This window comes from Bacillus sp. JJ1533 (genome assembly GCF_036965045.1).
Taxonomy (GTDB): Bacteria; Bacillota; Bacilli; order Bacillales; family Bacillaceae_L; genus Ferdinandcohnia.
The window spans coordinates 122,993-138,877 of record NZ_JBALOV010000003.1 but is presented as its reverse complement, the minus strand read 5'-3'; the positions used below and the strand labels follow the sequence as shown (position 1 = coordinate 138,877).

Here is a 15,885-nt window from a genome sequence, read left to right as displayed (position 1 = left end):
TAAGTTTTGTATATAGTACATAAGAGTGATTTTATTGCTAGACACTTGAAAGGAGAGTGAAATAATGAATTTTTTCAAAAGGAAGAGAATGGTTAAGCAAATAGATTTAGAAGTGGATTCTGAATTGGAGATCCCAGGATTTTATGGGAAAGCAATTGCTGTAATTGCTATATTGTTTTCTTTATTCCAGATTTATGCTAATAGTTTGGCGAATATAGATGAAGTTACTAGGAATGGTGTTCACTTGGGATTTCTGTTATTACTGACATTCCTTATATACCCTGGTAGAAAGAAGACAACTAAACAGCATAAGCCTGGAATTTGGAATACTATTTTTTCTATTCTCGGTTTTGTCTCCGCGTTATATATTGTTTTATTTTTTACTGACATTCATGCTATACGAAACTCCCAAGCTATATTGCAAGATTATATTTTTGCTATCATTGCCATCGCATTAACATTAGAGGCTGCCCGTCGGGCGATTGGAATTTTTGTTCCGGCCCTTTGCATACTGTTTCTTGCTTATGCTTATTTTGGACCATACATTCCGGGAATGTTAGGACATGCGGGATTTACGTTAGAGCGACTGTTATTTAGAATGTATATGACCACCGAAGGGATTCTTGGGATCACTATATCTATATCATCCACGTATATTTTCTTGTTTATCTTATTCGGCGCCTTTTTAAAGAAAAGTGGGGCAGCAGAGCTGTTTAATGATTTATCGATATCAATTGCTGGAAAAAAGAGGGGTGGACCTGCAAAGGTAGCTGTCGTATCAAGCGCTATGATGGGGACACTGAGTGGAAGTCCTGTTGCTAATGTAGCAACAACGGGGGCTTTTACAATTCCTTTAATGAAAAAAGTTGGATATAAGCCGCATTATGCTGGTGCAGTTGAGGCAGCAGCATCCACTGGAGGAATTATTACACCACCTATTATGGGTGCGGCAGCTTTTATTATGACTGGCTTTTTGGGTGTTCCGTTTTCCACAATCTTAATCGCAGCGATTATTCCTGCGACATTATATTATTTTGGGATATTGGTGATGACTGATTTAGAATCAAAAAAAATGAATCTAACTGGTATGGATGACGATAAAATCCCGAAAGTTTGGAATGTGCTAAAGGAACGAGGGGTTTTGCTTCTTCCTATTATAGCGATAATGTGGGCATTGTTATCTGGTAGAACGCCACTTTTTGCGGGTTTTGTGGGTATTATAGTGACAATTATTGCAAGCTGGTTTAATAAAGAAACTAGAATCGGAATTAAAGAATTTTTGGAAGCACTGGAGGATGGAGCAAAAGGTGCCGTTCAAGTGGGGGTTGCTACTGCTGCTTGTGGTATAATTGTCGGTGTAGTAAATATGACAGGTATCGGATCAGTTCTTTCCTATAATATTCTTGACCTTTCAGGAGGGATACTTTTCGTATCATTACTGTTCGTAATGATTACCTCAATTATTTTAGGAATGGGTATGCCTGCTACAGCTCTTTACATTGTCGTAGCTGTGACGGTTGCACCGGCATTAATTGAAATGGGAGTAACTCCTTTAGCTGCACACTTTTTTGTTTTCTTTTTTGGTGCACTATCAAACCTTACTCCACCAGTAGCTTTAGCTTCCTATACTGCTGCAGGACTTGCTAAAGCAGATCCTATGAAAACATCCTGGAATGGATTGAAACTAACTTTGGCTGGATTTATCATTCCATTTGTTTTTGTGTATAATCCAATTATTTTATTACAAACAGATGAATCCTTTAATATCTTTTCTTTCCTTCTAACGATTCTTACAGCCTTTCTAGGTGTTTATATTCTTGCAATAGCTGCAGCTAATTACTTAAATAGGAAACTAATGGTGGTAGAACGATTACTCTTTTTTGCGAGTGCTTTATTACTCATTACACCAGGTATAATGACAGATGTTATTGGCGTAGGATTAATAATAATTACATTGATATTTAACAAACATTATAAAATAAAAGTTACAGAAAGTAGAAACACAGCCTAAAATGCTAAAGAGAAAGAAACGACAAGTATTAATTTACATCGTTTTCTTTCTCATATTCTTTTATAAAAATGGTTTAGAAGACAATTTTATGGATTAATAGTTTTACTAATATGAATGCAACATTCTGTTAATAAAAATCATATAACATCGTAGATTTCTATAATTTAAAAGGAGTTTTATTATGACTGGAAAACTACAAAATAAAGTGGATGAACTAGTGAGTCAAATTAGAAATGGTATACAAACAGGAAGGTATCCTGCGGGTACTATGTTTTACCAAGAAGCTCTTGCAGAGGAATATAAAGTAAGTCGTACACCAGTTAGAGAAGCTCTTATGAAATTAGCTTATGAAGGATATTTAGAAATAGGAAAAAAAAGACAGTTTAAAGTACCACAAATAGATTGGGATCAATTAGTACAATATTATCGTTTACGTGAGGTAATTGATGGATTAGGAGCACGGCTATTGGCTGAAGAAGTAGTAAAGGATGAGGATAAGACACTAGTATTTATTGAAGAACTAGAGAGTACCCTTAGCCGAATGGAAGGCGTAATTAATTCCTGGAACCTTCAAAAATGGTCAAAGGAAAATGTGAAGTTCCATACCCTAATAATTGAAGCGACCAAAAATACCCCCCTTATCAACCAACTCTCAGTGGTACAGGTATCAGCAAATATATTTTACCCTGCTGTAATGGCAAACCCAAGTAGGGCGAAAATTGCCTTGGATGAACATCGTCTCATTTTGAATGCGATTCGTAAGGGGGAACCAGACTTAGCCGAGAATATTGCGCGTTTTCATATTCGGTCAGCGCTTAAAGATGGTATTGATCAGAAGGATTGATTATGAAGTTGTTATCCAGATTTCTAATGGTGATAAAATCCAATTGACGAAAAATCCATTATTTGTGAAGATTTAAAAAACGCTGGATCTACCTTTTTAGATCAAGAGGTAGTGGTGGACGGAAATATTATCACATCACGTACACCTAAGGATGAACCAGCATTTATTAAAGAAATTTTAAATAAATTATAAGTTTGCAAAGGATCTCTTCTAATTTTGGAAGAGGCTTTCTTTTACGCAAGGAAGTCAGTCCCTAGGACTAACTTCCTTGCGTATTAAAATCGATTAATAAAAGCTCTTAAATCCTTCAAAATGTTTTTTCCAATAAGAGTCATTTACATTAGAGATGACTACTCCGTCATTTGACGCATGGATGAATTCATTGTTTCCGATATAGATTCCCATATGAGAAATACCAGCTTTATAGGTTCCTTGGAAGAATACTAGGTCGCCAACACTTGGTGTATTTACATAATAGGAGCGCATATGGTAACCTTCGCTTGAATAACGATTCGTATCTAAACCTGCTTCTTTATATACATAGTAAATGAATCCGCTACAGTCAAAACCGGCAGGTGTTGATCCACCCCATGCATAGCCTGTCCCCAATAGGCCTTTAGCAACTTTAATTAACTGATCGACATTATAGCTAACTTCTTTAGATGGGGTTTCATCTTTAGGAGTTTCTACTTTAGCGCCATCTCCAATATTGAGCTTTTGACCAATATAAATCATATCTGATTTTAAATTATTCCAAGTCTTAAGCTTTGCAACTGTCACTTTATATTGGCTTGCAATTCTCGACAAGGTGTCGCCGGATTTAACGGTATAAACAGTCTTAGGTTCTACCTTTTCATCTTGAGGTTTCTCTGTTTTCTCAGGAGTCGTGTTAGTTGGTTGCTCAGTTGTAGTTGTAGTAGGTTTACTTACAACAAACACGTTTCCTGGGAAAATAAGCGTAGAATTCAAGTTATTCCACTTCATTAAATCAGTTAATGAAATCTTATGTTTTGCCGCAATACCACTAAGTGTATCACCAGCTTTTACTGTATATGTAGTTGCCACTGAAGTACTAGGTTTTGGGCTTTCTTGTTTATTCGTATTTGGCTTGTTGGTGCTTGGTGGGTTAGTAGTGGCAGTTAGTTCTGTTTTAAGGATTTGATTCGGAAAAATAAGATCGCTTGTTAAATTGTTTAAGGACTTCAACTGTGTAACCGAAATATTATGGCTTTGAGCAATCTTCCACAGTGAATCACCGCTTTGAACTTTATATGTACTTGCTGCCTCAACCTCACCTGCACTATATAATGCAGTGGCAATGAATGCAGCCGTCGTCACGGACATATATATTTTCTTATTACCCAACTTTTGAACCTCCTCACAAATCTATCATTCTAATAAATCATTATACTATAGGATTGTCTAGAATTGTAGATTAATGTGGAAATAGAGGAAGGGATATCCATTCTTTTTAGACGCCAATAGAAATGCTCATTTTTTTAAAAAATTGCTAAATCTAATTCTTATTGACTGGTTAGTGCTAATAAAATAAAATTGGTAATAACAGTAAAATGAATAAAAATACAACAAAGGAGATGTTCACATGACACCATACGCTAGACCTCCTTGTTAATCGTTAGAGTCGAATAGCTCACGAGCACCTCCGTGTCTGATTATAGACGGTAATTAGACATGAGAGGAGTTTTAGAATGAATTATCAGGCGAATGTTTGGAAACTATATGGGATTCGTTTTTTTCAGAGCCTCATACCTGCCTATGTGATTGAAAGATTGTTCTGGGAACAAAGAGGCATGACCATTCAGATGGTCGTTTACACAGAGATTATTTTTGCTGTTACGGTTGTTCTCCTTGAGGTTCCGTCAGGTATTATCGCTGACAAATGGGGTCGTAAGAAGATGATCCTGTTGGGGGCTTGGTTGGAAAGCAGCATGTTTTTAATCTTGATTTTTGCGACGGAGTTTTGGCACTTTGCAGTAGCAACGTTTCTATCTGGAATCGCTGGTTCTGCAAGCAGCGGAGCGGGAAATGCACTCCTTTATGATTCATTGCTGCTGAATGGCAGGAAAAGGTCATTTGAAAAATACCTCGGCCGATTGAATGTGTGGGTTGGAACATCGGCCATCCTTGCTGCATTATCCGGCAGTCTTTTGGCAACGAAGTTTAACTTTGAGTTTAATTATTGGGTATCGTTGATTAGTATGCTTGTGTCTGTCTGTTTGTCGTTAATGTTAATTGAGCCTGCAGTAAAAGGTGACAAGGAGACATCGATTCCTTTTAAAAAATATATCAATGCTTCTGTGAAATTTTTTAGAACAAACCCAAGCGTTTGTCTCGTGGTGTTATCTGGCATGGTGACAGGTGCTGCGTTAAGTTTCGTCTGGGAGTTTTGGCAGCTTTATTTGAATCGACTGGAGATTCCGGTTATCTATTTCGGATTTTGTTCGGCAGTGTTTATGTTCTTGAGCCTTCCTGGAAATGTATTCGCCCATCTATTGATTGGCCGATTCCGATATCAGACCTTGCTGTTAACGGTAACGGCGGTGTTGGCGATAGGATTCTTATATGTATCTGTCATCAAAGATTTTACCGGTTTACTTGTGATTTGTGTGATTTTTTTCGTTTCAGGAATCATTGAACCTCTAGTTAGCGGGTACTTGCATCATAGAATGGATTCCTCGATGAGAGCAACCATTGATTCGTTCCAGTCATTGGGGCTAAATGCCGTCATCATCCTGACAGGTCTTGGGTTCGGTTATTTTTCCAGTCAATTTGATGTTTTCGGTGGGTTCGGTTTCATTTCCCTGATTTGCGGAGTGTTTTTTCTTTACTTTTTATTTGCATCTTCGAATCATGCAGTTGAATAAAGATAAGACGGAACTTTTGAGTACCAGCATCGAGAAACGTATAAAAAACTAAGTATAAAAGCAGTGTGTTTAAACACTGCTTTTAGTCGTTTTTAAATAGGAATTAGATGGTGATTAAGTACGAGCAAGATCGTTTAAGAACAGTATCAGACTATTGGTCTATTTATTCGTCATACCTATTATATTAAGGTATCAAACTTAATTTGAGGTGGGTAAATGAAAGCCGTTGTGTACAAAAGGTATGGTCCTCCCAGTGTTCTTGAAATGAAACAGGTAGAAAAACCTAGTCCTAAAGAAAATGAAATCTTAGTTAAAGTAAAAGCTACAACGGTTACAGTAGCAGACATTCGGTCACGGAGTTTTACAGTTCCACCTGCTTTTTGGCTGCCTGCACGTATATCACTTGGTTTGAGGCAACCCAAAAAAGAAATATTAGGAATGGAGCTAGCTGGGGAAGTGGAGGGAGTTGGAAAAAAGATAACAAGTTTCAAGCCAGGAGACCGAGTTTTTGCGGCATCTTTAGCTGGATTTGGTGCTTATGCCGAGTATAAGTGCTTGGAGGAGGATGGACCTGTTGCAATTATGCCATCCAATCTATCTTATGGAGAAGCTGCTGCCATTCCAATTGGAGCTCGTACCGCATTGTTTTTTCTAAGGAAGGCAGATATAAAGAGCGGTCAATCGGTATTAGTCTATGGTGCTTCAGGAAGTGTAGGAAGTTATGCAGTTCAAATTGCCAAATATTTTGGAGCAAAGGTTACAGGAGTATGCAGTACCACGAATTTGGAATTAGTAAAATCACTAGGAGCCGACAATGTGATTGATTATACGGTAAAGGGTTTTTCTCGTACAGATGAGAGATATGATGTCATCTTTGAAGCGGTAAATAAGAGTTCCTTTTCAGCTTGTATGAAATTGTTAAAGAGGAATGGTACCTATATAAATGTTACTGAACCGCTGCCGAGTATGCAAATGCTATGGACTAAATTGACTAGCAACAAGAAGCTAGTATTGAGCCGAAATTCACCTGAAACACCAGAAGCATTAAACTTCCTTAAAGGACTTGTTGAGATGGGAAAGTTAAAAGTAGTCATTGATCGATATTATTCGTTTGATGAGATTGTGGAAGCTCACAGTTATGTCGAGAAAGGACACAAAAAGGGAAATGTAGTTATAAATGTGGAGCCTAATTCATAATTGAGGTAAAAAACCATGTGGTTCCATTAAGGGGTGCGTTGATTCAAAAGGGATTATCGCACTTTTTTGTTGAGGTAAGCAGGTTAGTGAAAAAGGGCGTTTTCTTTCAAAAAAAAGGAGGTTTACAGGTGAAAGCAGCTATTTATACGACATTTGGTCCCCCTGAAGTAATGAAGATAAAGGATGTCGAACAGCCATCTATCAAAGATGATGATAGAGTGTTGATTAGAGTGCACAGTGCGTCGGTCAATGCTCTAGACTATTTGTACCGAAGGGGCTATTTGCCTACAAGGTTAGATAATGGACTAACCAAACCCAAAAATTCTGTACTGGGTATAGATGTTGCGGGTACGATTGAGGCAGTCGGTAAAAACGTACACAGATTTAAGGCAGGTGATCATGTTTTCGGGAGTTGTTTAGGATCCCATTCTGAATATGTCTCTCCACGCGAGAATTTCCTAAGTCATATGACGAAAAATATAACTTTTGAGGAGGCGGCAGCTATACCGTGTGCGGGCCAAACTGCGCTACAAGCATTGCGAGATGTAGCACAAGTAAAGGCAGGACAAAAAGTCTTAATATATGGTGCGTCAGGCGGGGTAGGGCACTTTGCTGTTCAACTTGCAAAATACTTTGGGGCTGAAATAACGGCTGTTTGTAGTACCTCCAATCTTGATTGGGTTTAGGAACTTGGGGCACATTACGTTCTTGACTATACCAAGGAAGATTTCGCGGATAATGGAAAAAAATACGATGTTATTCTCGATGCAGTTGGTAAGCGAACCTTTTTCAGTTGTTTACGTTCTTTAACCGAAAAGGGTATTTATATTACCGAACACCTTTTTTATCCAAAATACCACCCAGTTCAATTGATGATAAGTCCATTAATAGGTCGTAAGAGAGCGAAGGTTCATTTTGCGAGACCAAATGATAGAGATCTAGATTTCTTAAGTGGTCTTGTGGAGGAAGGAAAAATAAGACCTGTTATTGAGAAATGCTTTCCTCTAGACCAGATTGTCGAGGCTCACGAACACATTGAAAGTGGACGTACAAAGGGAAAAATTGTTCTTAAAATTTAAATGATAGGCCGAAATGACGGAAGTGACATTCATTTTATTGAATGGACAAGTGGTTAATATAAGGGGGATATTTCTATGGAGCGGATTAAATTAATGTTCATGCATTTTTCAAAAGAACCTTTGTGGTTTAAAATATTAATCTCTATAACTCTTCTCATTTCCATTGTCTTTAGCAGTTCTTTCTTTTCTAATAATGCCTGTTTTCAAAGTCTTTCAAAATTATCTGCTGGCATTTTCTTTTGTGCTTTGGGAATCAATATGAGATTCAATCGAAAAATTTCTACCCTGTTCTTCACCTTAGCAGTAATTTGTATAATTTTATCTATTATCTCAATAATTTAATGGGTACCTCAAACAATTCAATTGCCAAAACCGTGAATAACATATTTGATCTTCAATTGGCTTAATACCAAATATCCCTTTTTAAGAGCTAGTGTTATAATTACAAAGAATTTTCTAATAGAATCCCTTTTGGGTCAGGGTGATTGTTCAATAAAGCAGTCGTTATTTTATTCAACCATAGAAGAAATTTAGTTTAGGAAAAAAGATAAATAATGTAACCAAAAGATAACTGAAAAAGGAGGTTAAAATGTGTATTTGAGAGATATGATTGTTGAGTCCAAAATTTTTAGGTTAGTTATTAAAGGAGCTTTTTGGACATCTATTGTCATAGCTTTACTCATTATATTTATGATTGGTAATTTCATTTTTAAAATTATGTTTTTAGATTATCGATTCGAGGATGGTGAACTAATACCGCCAGTTGAAACTACATTTTATTCAGAAAATCTTGATTGTAAAAGAATTTACTTATATAAAGGGTGCGTTGATCTTTTAAAGGATTAACCACCTTTTTTATTGAATTCCTAATTGAAAAAACGGTACAGGGTTATGGCTTATTTTTGTTGATGTTATAAAGCTAATGGAGCAGAAATTGAACAATATTCATTAGCTTTTATCAACAAAGGGTTGACATTCTTGCAGAAGCGAAGGAGTGTAAACAGTGAGGAATTTATTAGTATTGGCGTTTTTAGTTAATGGGTTGACATCATTCTACTAACGAAGTAGAACAGCCTATGACAATTAGAATTTTATTATCGAAGTCCCAAAGGAGTATGTACATCTGTTCATTATCGGATGTGTTGACTAAAGATGGGTAAGAGCACTTTTGGTTTAAGTTATTTAGCTTGCGTGCAGTTTAGTTCAGCAAGAAGGAAAAAACAAACTGTAAGTTGAAGTATAGAATTATTGAAAAACAGTCACAGGGAGAGGTGAAAATGGAATACTATAAATATTTAAGACAGTTTGTAGGACATAGACCTATTATTTTACCTGGTTCTGTTGTTATCATTTTAAACGACCAAAATGAGGTTCTACTGCAAAAAAGACATGATGGTAATTGGGGGTTACCAGGTGGTTTAATGGATCTAGGAGAAAGTTTTGAAGAGGTAGCAAAAAGAGAGACTTTTGAAGAAACGGGATTAGTAGTTGAAAATTTAAAATTACTTAATGTATTCTCAGGTTCTGAATATTACTTAAAGCTTCCAAATGGTGATGAACTATATTCGGCAACAGCTGTTTATTATACGAGAGATGTAAGTGGAGAAATCAAGATTGATTATAGTGAGTCAGAAAAAATGCAGTATTTTTCCTTCGATAATTTGCCAAATGAATTGACAGATGAGTATAGAGGATTTATTGAACAATACATAGATTGTGAAAACATATACTTAAAGTAAAGGGTGCGTTGATCTAAGAAAGGATTAACCACCTTTTTTTGAATTCCGTACTGAACAAGCGGGGAATATAAGGTTTCGATATGAGGGGATTATATGAAATATCTTAGCGGCGGGGGATGATTGTATTATTAGCAATAGTGTTAAGTAAATATATTTATTAAACTATAAAAGATTTAACTGTAATTAAACGAACCGGGCAGAATAGTTCAATATGATTTGGGTAGATATGGTAAAAATTATGAGAGATGGGAGGGAGCACAATGAAAAAGTATGTTTTTTTAATATTTTTATCTTTTGTGTTAATGTTGTCCGCGTGCACACAAGGTGAAGAAGATAAATTAAATGAATATTTGAATGAAGAGACTCCCTACGATATTTCTACTGAATTTAATGATGGTGTAGTAAATATTGATATACCAATGGTCAATATAGAAGAGGAAGATGTTCAATATGAAATACATATTTTGATTATAGCCGTTAAATCTTATCCTAGAGAGAAATTAAATTTATTTGATGAGGTAAATCTCCATTTCTTTGAAAAAGATACTAATAAAACTGTTGCAGAAGTTCAAGTAAAAGGAAATACATTGATGGAAACAGATTGGAAGAATCTAAGAAGTTTTACAGATATTCCAGCCAATGTTGATAGTTATGATTATAAATGGGAACATAAATAAATTTATTGTGCTATTGGGTGCGTTGATTCAAGAAGGATTAACCATCTTTTTTGTTAATTGCCTTATTGTATGCTTGTGATAAAAAATGATTTGCTAAAGGGGGAGTTACAGTGGAAAAGGTACTTATTCTTGGAGCAAGCGGTCTTGTTGGAAGAGCTTTAATAGATGAATTTAAAGATGAATTTGATTTATATGGAACATATTCTTCTTCTTTATTGACGAGTCTTTCAGATGGTAAGCAGTTTCAATTGGAAGTTAAAGATATTAACAAGATGAGGGAAATTATACGTTCTATTAAACCTGACATAGTGATTTCTTGCCTAAGAGGAAATTTTGTTCACCAGCTCCGGTTTCATAAAGAATTGGCACTTGAATTAAGGAATAGCAGTAGTCGTTTGTATTTCTTTTCTACCACAAATGTTTTTGATGGGGACTGTTCAAGACCACATACTGAAGTAGATATACCGATTTCCGAATCAGATTATGGGAAATTCAAAATTGAATGTGAAAATATGCTAAAAGAAATTTTAGATGAGCAAGTGATGATTATCCGAATCCCAGCGATATGGGGGAAGGATTCTCCAAGATGGAACTTACTCAAAGAAAGCATAAAACAAAATAAAATGATTGATGTGTATAGTAATTTAGTATGCAACAATCTTTTGGATGTTGTGTTAGCAAAACAGTTACGGTTCATTATTGAACATAAGCTAAAAGGCATATTTCACCTAGTTTCAGAGGACATGATAACTCAGGGACAATTCTTTGAACAAATCATAAGTAAATTTTCAATTGAAAAGAATCTTTTACAATATACCTTTTTTCAAGGTAATGAGAACACATATTATTTTGCTTTGAAATCAACTCGTAAAGATATGCCAGGCTCTATTCAATGCACAAATAAAGATATTATTTCTTACCTACTAGGACAAATGGACCTTTGAAGTTATTCAGCTAACGTGCAGGTGAATGTAAGAAGAACAGGAAAGAGTAACTTCTCGATTGATTTTCTCGTCTCATAACTAAAGGGGGCAACTTTTATGTTCAAGAAAATACTTTTTTTAGCTATTTCACTACTGTTAGTTTTGGTTGCGCTGGGTGGATGTAGTTCTTCAACAAACGGCTCATATGCAGGAATTTTAGTGGTGAACGAAAAAAAATATATCTGGCAAGGAGAAATTAAGGATAATGAATTTACCCTTGGCAAAAAGATTGGAGAAGTACAAAGAAAAGTGAAGCCAGAGGTCAATCCTAAAGGGAATCTTTCGTCTAACTTTCTCGAAGTAGGTGAAGAGATATACTCTTCGAACGAGGATAGTAGGGTTCTTATTGTAAAGCGAGAAAGTGGAAGTTTAGAAAAAATGACAGAGGAAGGCTACTATAAAAGTGAATAAGGTTCCTTAACTACCGGGACAGATTAAATAGAGACGGCTTTTTTAAGGATACCCTAATTGAGTTTATATTTGAAGTGGTTTGGAGCATCTTAATGTTAATACCAAGAATGATAATTTAGCTTAATAGGGAACATTTGGTGAAGTAGTTTGTCAAAATAGAGCTAACGAGGGCAATTGCAAATAAGAGCCTTATTGAACAAACGGTGCAGTTTAGTTTAAGTATACTTCTTCAAACAGTAATTTATACGAAGAATTACCATAATGGATGCATTACTTCTTACTCGTAAATCAATAGAGAATTTGTGTTTCAAGCACTTAATATGGAAGAACATCATATAATTTGAATTAACGTTTTTTGCTAAATAACCCCCAATGAGGCAAAAAAGTAGAGGTAACTTAATAGTAAACAAAAGGCATGGACGAATATACACGCCTTTTTGATATACTAATCATGTTAAAGTTACTTTTTTCTTGAATTTATATAAAAGAAATATTGCAGGTACAGGCTGTGGTTATGGCTATGGGAATAATTTTCTTTATTGTTCATTTTGTCACCCTCCTAACCAAAATTATATCCCCCTAGGGGGGATTTTTTATTATCAAAATAAATTAAAAAATAATAAAACTTATACCTCAAAAAAAATATAAATTTATATTGCAAAACGTAACCATTCCTATTATTATAAAAAATAGTTCTAAATCGAAATAGTTACGATTATAGATATAACTATGCTAACCACAAAAGGGAGAGATTAGATTGAAAAATGTAACAATATTCATCGTATTAATAGGATTCTTAATGCTTTTAATAGCAGGTTGCTCAAACACTGACAAAGCGAACAGCGGTGAGGGTAGAAATGAACTTCATATATATACAACCATTTATCCGCTACAGTATTTTACTGAAAGGATAGGAGGAGAATTTGTAACAGTAGAAAATATTACACCACCCGGAACCGATGCACATTCAGTTGAGATAACTACAAAAACAATGGCACAAGTTGCGGAAAGTGATGCTTTCATTCATACTGGAACAGGTTTAGAGGGATTTGCCGATTCTGTGGCTGAAGCCTTAGAAAATGAAGATGTTATAATTGTTAATGCAACTGAGGGTGTTACATTCGTTGATTCGAAAGAAGAGGAAGAAAGCCACGACGACCATAACGAACACAAAGAAGAAGATGATGAAGAAGGCCATGATAAACATAGTGATCATGGAACTGATATAGATCCACACGTATGGATTGACCCTATACGGTCAATATCAATTGCAGAAAATATTAAAGATAAACTTATAGACTTGAAACCGAATAATAAGCAAAATTTCGAAAGTAATTTTTCAAAGCTAAAGGCGGAACTAGAAGAATTAGATTTAGAGTTTAAAAATATGATTAGTAATACTAAAACAAAGTCATTTGTGGTTTCCCATTCTGCTTACGGATATTGGGAAGATGCATATGGGGTAGAACAAATCGGAATAAGCGGATTGTCACCAACGGACGAACCTTCCCAAAAAAAGTTAACTGAGTTGATTGATTTTGTGGAGAAAAATAATATTAAATATATTTTCTTCGAATCAAACATGTCGAACAAGGTTGCAGAGATGGTGAAAAATGAGACTGGAACAGAACCATTGACTCTTCACAATTTAGAATCAATAAGTAACGAGGATGTAAATGACAATAAAAATTATTTTGTAATAATGAGAGAGAATATTGAAGCTCTAGAAAAGGCATTAAATTAATTATTTAATGCGTTAATCGTCTATGATTAACGTATAAACTATAGGGTGTTTATGTTAAAGATTAGCTGCCAACTTAGGTGGTCGCTGATATTTTTTTCGATTCCGATTCACGGGAGGCTAACGGGGCAGGTTATTTGAAGATAGATGTTTAGCTTGTGTTCAACAATCAGGCCATTTAATTGAATAAAACTACAAAAAGTCGTTTTCCCTTACATAAGGAAAGCGACTTTTTAGTTTGACTTTTCACTTGTTATCGAGCTATTTATTTTAAGTTCCTTTGACTAATTTTAAAAATGTTGTTGACTATTCAGTTGAACTGTATTATGTTGTTATTAAGTTGAACTATATAGTCAAACTGAATAGAGGGTGAGGATATGAAACATAAATTATTACCGTTGTCTGAAACCATGCATTATATTTTATTAGCTCTGCGTGAGCCGCTTCATGGCTATGCTGTGATGCAAAAAATCGAGGAAATGAGTAATGGAACCGTTATTTTAGCAGCTGGTACATTATACGGTGCGATTGAAAACTTGAATAAGCATGGTTGGATTGAACCAGTTGGAGAGTCAGGTCGGAGAAAAGTTTATAAGATAACTGAGGAAGGAAGCGCAATTTTGAAAATAGAACAAAACAGGTTATTGCATATTTTATCCCTGTACGAAGGAAGTGAATCGAATGAAGAAATTTAAGATATTTTATGATATTGAAAAAGAGGAGCAATGGCTGAACGAACAATTACAAAAAGGCTATCGCTGTACAAATATTAGTGGATTAGGAATATACACTTTCGAAAAAACCGACAAGAGATATGTGATGCGACTGGATTATCAAGATTATTTATCAAGGAAAAAGTTCAAAGATTACAAAGATATATATGAAGACTTTGGTTGGATTTATATAAATGGCTCCTGGCTTGGTGGAATTCGATATTGGCAAAAAGAAGATGATGGTCAAAATGAAATTTTCTCAGACCGCCAATCAAATGGTAACTATTATAAAAGATTAATGGGTTATTTGGGTATGTGGTTATTGGTTTTTTCTTATATTCTCTTCAGCAATTCGGGATTATACCATGAAGGTCTTTGGAGCATGAATAATACATTATTTTGGAAAGCTTTTTTATTTGAAACTCCATTTGTCCTTTTGAAGTTGTTTCCCGCACTTATGGTTGTTTTTTTGGGGAGAAGTTTCTATAAAGCTTATCGAAAGTATTCAATGTTAAAAGAAAAATAATATGATAAGGAGTTAATTATGAACTTTTTTTAATTCAAAGAAGTAATTGAGGATAATGTATCTACCACTGTCGGGAAAGAAGTACCCTAAATTTCATTTTCGGGGCAGATTCTTGAATAAATACAGGTAATTTGATAAGGATTGGCAAGGAATGATTAAAATAGGGAGAAGAGGAGGGGCTAAAAATTAGGATAGTAATCAAAAGTCGGTCTCCAAAAACGGTTCTTATCATTATTTTTTCCCTGTTTTTAGTGTCGATATACGGTTACCACCGACTAGAGAAAGACTTTGTATATCCGTTTGTACCTGTAGCGATCAAGGCCGATTTTTTATCGGAGGCATACTTTTCTGAGCTGGCGGAAGAGTATGACCAAATTCGTTCTGACCATCGAAAATGGTATATATTTGATACATCCAAAGCAATTTCATCATACGCAATCCTAACGCATATGATGCATGATTTGGTGGAAAATCAAGAGCTTCTGAACGGGCATAAACAATTTGATCTGTTTTTTGAGACATTTGATCAACATGTCAAACAACTCTCTTATATCACGGAAGAGATTCATTATTTTCGCAATGAACTGAATCAATATGGAGAAGCGCCTGAACAATTAGAAGAAATGATTGAACTAGTGGCATGTGGCAAATGGCAGCTATTCAGTGCCAGATATCACCGGTATGAAGTAAACGAATATGACGCTGCTTTTAATGTGAAGTTTATATCATCAAATGGCCGCTTTGAAGTTGTCTATCATGCAGAGACGGGTCAGATAGTTAACGATCCGGTAAATATGGGAACTTATAATTATGCGCCAGGGAGTATCCATCCATGGAAGTATTACCAGCACCATAAATACGATAAAGTTCCCTGGAAGAAATGGGGTAATACTAATCAGATTTCATACAAGCAAATTACAAAGAGGCAGTCAAAGCATGGCTCAACGGAGCAAAGGAAAAGTACAAAAGAACTCCATAACTTAATCAAAAACAAAATGTCAAATTCACAAAAGTGTCGATAAAAACCTATCCTAAAGGACTTGAGTACTAAAGAAACTTCCTCATACTGGTGAAATTAT

Annotated in this window: 15 protein-coding genes and 2 pseudogenes; 16 read left to right on the top strand and 1 reads right to left on the bottom strand. The window is 35.3% G+C overall.

Going from position 1 to position 15,885, the window contains the following annotated elements:
- The first annotated feature begins 64 nt into the window (after positions 1-64).
- The 3 genes and pseudogenes from V7138_RS01700 to V7138_RS01690 form a co-directional block, all read left to right on the top strand.
- Positions 65-2,011, top strand: a complete 1,947-nt coding sequence (locus V7138_RS01700) for a TRAP transporter permease (RefSeq protein WP_335393676.1) — start codon at positions 65-67, stop codon at positions 2,009-2,011.
- 181 nt (positions 2,012-2,192) lie between these two features.
- On the top strand, positions 2,193-2,855 hold the full coding sequence (locus V7138_RS01695) for a GntR family transcriptional regulator (RefSeq protein WP_335393674.1): 663 nt from the start codon (positions 2,193-2,195) through the stop codon (positions 2,853-2,855).
- A gap of 66 nt (positions 2,856-2,921) precedes the next feature.
- Positions 2,922-3,047 (top strand): annotated as a pseudogene (locus V7138_RS01690) (DJ-1/PfpI family protein); the annotation flags it as partial.
- Positions 3,048-3,140: 93 nt separating this feature from the next.
- On the opposite strand, the gene V7138_RS01685 reads toward V7138_RS01690, so the two are convergent.
- Positions 3,141-4,220, bottom strand: a complete 1,080-nt coding sequence (locus V7138_RS01685) for a C40 family peptidase (protein WP_335393672.1) — start codon at positions 4,218-4,220, stop codon at positions 3,141-3,143.
- A 344-nt stretch (positions 4,221-4,564) separates the two neighbouring features.
- Between V7138_RS01685 and V7138_RS01680 the strand changes: the two genes are divergently transcribed.
- The 13 genes and pseudogenes from V7138_RS01680 to V7138_RS01625 all read left to right on the top strand — a co-directional run bounded on the left by V7138_RS01680 (position 4,565) and on the right by V7138_RS01625 (position 15,828).
- On the top strand, positions 4,565-5,740 hold the full coding sequence (locus V7138_RS01680) for an MFS transporter (RefSeq protein ID WP_335393669.1): 1,176 nt from the start codon (positions 4,565-4,567) through the stop codon (positions 5,738-5,740).
- Between the two features lie 216 nt (positions 5,741-5,956).
- Positions 5,957-6,937 carry an NAD(P)-dependent alcohol dehydrogenase gene (locus tag V7138_RS01675; RefSeq protein ID WP_335393668.1) on the top strand — a complete coding sequence of 327 codons (981 nt, stop codon included), beginning with the start codon at positions 5,957-5,959 and terminating at the stop codon, positions 6,935-6,937.
- Positions 6,938-7,065: 128 nt separating this feature from the next.
- Positions 7,066-7,623 (top strand): NAD(P)-dependent alcohol dehydrogenase, encoded by a 558-nt coding sequence (locus V7138_RS01670; RefSeq protein ID WP_335393666.1) that lies wholly within the window; start codon positions 7,066-7,068, stop codon positions 7,621-7,623.
- A gap of 15 nt (positions 7,624-7,638) precedes the next feature.
- Positions 7,639-8,016, top strand: a pseudogene (locus V7138_RS25250) (zinc-binding dehydrogenase); the annotation flags it as partial.
- Positions 8,017-8,091: 75 nt separating this feature from the next.
- Positions 8,092-8,358 carry a hypothetical protein gene (locus tag V7138_RS01665; RefSeq protein WP_335393664.1) on the top strand — a complete coding sequence of 89 codons (267 nt, stop codon included), beginning with the start codon at positions 8,092-8,094 and terminating at the stop codon, positions 8,356-8,358.
- Positions 8,359-9,293: 935 nt separating this feature from the next.
- Positions 9,294-9,755 carry an NUDIX hydrolase gene (locus V7138_RS01660; RefSeq protein WP_335393662.1) on the top strand — a complete coding sequence of 154 codons (462 nt, stop codon included), beginning with the start codon at positions 9,294-9,296 and terminating at the stop codon, positions 9,753-9,755.
- 260 nt (positions 9,756-10,015) lie between these two features.
- Positions 10,016-10,432, top strand: coding sequence for a hypothetical protein (locus V7138_RS01655; protein ID WP_335393660.1), 417 nt, complete (start codon positions 10,016-10,018; stop codon positions 10,430-10,432).
- 110 nt (positions 10,433-10,542) lie between these two features.
- On the top strand, positions 10,543-11,376 hold the full coding sequence (locus tag V7138_RS01650; RefSeq protein WP_335393658.1) for a sugar nucleotide-binding protein: 834 nt from the start codon (positions 10,543-10,545) through the stop codon (positions 11,374-11,376).
- A 96-nt stretch (positions 11,377-11,472) separates the two neighbouring features.
- Entirely contained in the window at positions 11,473-11,826 is a 354-nt protein-coding gene (locus V7138_RS01645; protein WP_335393656.1) for a hypothetical protein, read from the top strand.
- A gap of 757 nt (positions 11,827-12,583) precedes the next feature.
- Complete coding sequence (locus V7138_RS01640; protein ID WP_335393654.1) at positions 12,584-13,570, top strand: metal ABC transporter solute-binding protein, Zn/Mn family; 987 nt, start codon at positions 12,584-12,586, stop codon at positions 13,568-13,570.
- A 374-nt stretch (positions 13,571-13,944) separates the two neighbouring features.
- Positions 13,945-14,262, top strand: a complete 318-nt coding sequence (locus V7138_RS01635) for a PadR family transcriptional regulator (RefSeq protein ID WP_335393652.1) — start codon at positions 13,945-13,947, stop codon at positions 14,260-14,262.
- On the top strand, positions 14,249-14,806 hold the full coding sequence (locus V7138_RS01630; RefSeq protein WP_335393650.1) for a DUF2812 domain-containing protein: 558 nt from the start codon (positions 14,249-14,251) through the stop codon (positions 14,804-14,806). The genes V7138_RS01635 and V7138_RS01630 overlap by 14 nt, the downstream gene beginning before the upstream one ends.
- Before the next feature lie 251 nt (positions 14,807-15,057).
- A complete protein-coding gene (locus V7138_RS01625) occupies positions 15,058-15,828 on the top strand; it encodes a hypothetical protein (RefSeq protein WP_335393648.1) in 771 nt (256 codons plus the stop codon).
- The last annotated feature ends 57 nt before the right edge of the window (positions 15,829-15,885 follow it).